Raw genomic sequence first — 1,983 nt, forward strand, 5'->3', positions numbered from 1 at the left:
CGCGCCGCGCGGGGAGCGCGTCGCCGCCCCCGGGCGACGCGGCGATCGCGCGGCCGCGCCCCTTGCACATCCATCCGGATGAAGAGATATACTCGCCACACCGCCCGCTGCGTTGCGCCCATGACCGCCATCAGCTTCGAGTTCTATCCGCCCAAGACCGACGAGCAGCGCGCGCAGCTCGACCGCACCGCCGCGCGGCTCAAGGCCTACGCCCCGGAGTACGTCTCCTGCACCTTCGGCGCCGGCGGCTCGACCTTGAGCTACACCTCCGAGACCGTGCGCCACCTCAAGCAGCACCACCGTTTCGAGGCCGCGCCGCACCTGTCCTGCGTGGGCGGCAGCCGCGAGGAGATCCGCGAGTTGCTCAAGCTGTACCGCGCCATCGGCTGCCGCCGCCTGGTCGCGCTGCGTGGCGACCTGCCGTCGGGCATGGGCCACCCGGGCGACCTGCGCTATGCCGCCGACCTGATCGCCTTCATCCGCGCCGAGCACGGCGACGCCTTCCATCTGGAAGTGGGCGCGTATCCGGAGACGCACCCGCAGGCCCACGACGCGCTCAGCGACCTGCGCCACTTCAAGGCCAAGGTCGATGCCGGCGCCGATGCCGCCATCACCCAGTACTTCTACAACGCCGACGCCTACTTCCACTTCGTCGACGCTGTGCGCAAGCTCGGCGTGCAGATCCCGATCGTGCCCGGCATCATGCCGATCTCCAACTTCAGCCAGCTGCGGCGTTTCTCCGAGCAGTGCGGCGCGGAAATCCCGCGCTGGATCGGCAAGCGCATGCAGGCCTACGGCGACGATGCCGAGGCCATCCGCGAGTTCGGCGCCGACGTGGTCGCCACCTTGTGCCAACGCCTGGTCGACGGCGGCGCCCCCGGGCTGCATTTCTATACGCTCAACCTGGCCAAGCCCACCACCAGCGTCCTGGCACGTCTGCGCGGCGACGTCGCCGCCGGCTGAGTGTCGCGGCCGCTGTCGCTAGGGATTCGGGATTCGGGATTCGGGAATGGCAACAGCAGCGCGAAGCCTCGCTTTGGCGAATCCCCAATCCCGAATCCCCAATCCCCGCTCGTAAGGCATTCGCTCCGCGGTCACGCCGACTGCGGCTACCCTGCGGCGATGCGCCTGCTCCCGCCGATGCTGCTGCTCCTGTGCCTGTGGGGCCTCGCCACGCCCGCGATGGCGCAGCGGGTGAACCGTTGCACCGGCTCCGACGGCACCACCGTGTTCAGCGATCGCCGCTGCGAGGACCTCGGCGCGATCGATCGCCTGCCGCCACCGGTGGCGCCCGGCAATGTCGGCAGCGCCGCTCGCGGCCTGGCGCCGCCGCAGTGCGTGCGCCGGCTCAGCGTGCTGGTCCAGCAGATCCGCAGTGCCGTGGACGCCCGCGACGTCAACCGGCTATCGGCACTGTACTGGTGGAACGGCGTTTCCGACGACGGCGCGCAGCGCATCTTCGACCGGCTGGAGGCGATCGTGCGCCGCCCCCTGGTGGCGATCGTGCCGGTGTTGCCGGACACCGTCGGGACGACCGCTCCCGCAGCCGGCACGTCGTCGACAGCCGCGCCCGCGACAACGGCCACGTCGGCCGCGGGGGATGCCGACGGTGGCGAGGCACCATCGCGCCCGCATCCGACCGGCCTGCGCCTGCAGCAGACCCTCGCCGGCAGCATCACCCCCGCCTCCACCGTGCTGGACCTGCGCAGGCAGTACGACTGCTTCTGGATCAGTTTCTGAGGAGCCGGGAATGGGGAATGGGGATTGGGGAATCGCGAAAGCGGCTCCCTGCGCGCGCACTGCGTCACCTGTAGGATCGGCTTCAGCCGCGACGCGGTGGAGCCGGGATTGGGGATTGGGGATTCTGGAACCGCAACAGCGGTTCCCCCGTACGCGGCTCCCCCCGCCCAGGAGCGGCGCCAGCCTCGTCGGACACTGTGGGAGGGACTTCAGGGCACCTCTAAAAACCCCGACTTTGGCATC

2 protein-coding genes are annotated in these 1,983 nt (G+C 70.2%); both read left to right on the forward strand.

The window, feature by feature from the left end; all coding sequences use genetic code 11:
* Positions 1-120 precede the first annotated feature (120 nt).
* A complete protein-coding gene (gene metF / locus D588_RS0114485) occupies positions 121-963 on the forward strand; it encodes a methylenetetrahydrofolate reductase [NAD(P)H] (RefSeq protein WP_017916493.1) in 843 nt (280 codons plus the stop codon).
* Positions 964-1,122: 159 nt separating this feature from the next.
* Positions 1,123-1,740 (forward strand): DUF4124 domain-containing protein, encoded by a 618-nt coding sequence (locus D588_RS0114490; protein ID WP_017916494.1) that lies wholly within the window; start codon positions 1,123-1,125, stop codon positions 1,738-1,740.
* Positions 1,741-1,983 lie beyond the last annotated feature (243 nt).

The organism is Xanthomonas sp. SHU 308, from assembly GCF_000364645.1.
GTDB classification, from domain to species: domain Bacteria; phylum Pseudomonadota; class Gammaproteobacteria; order Xanthomonadales; family Xanthomonadaceae; genus Xanthomonas_A; species Xanthomonas_A sontii.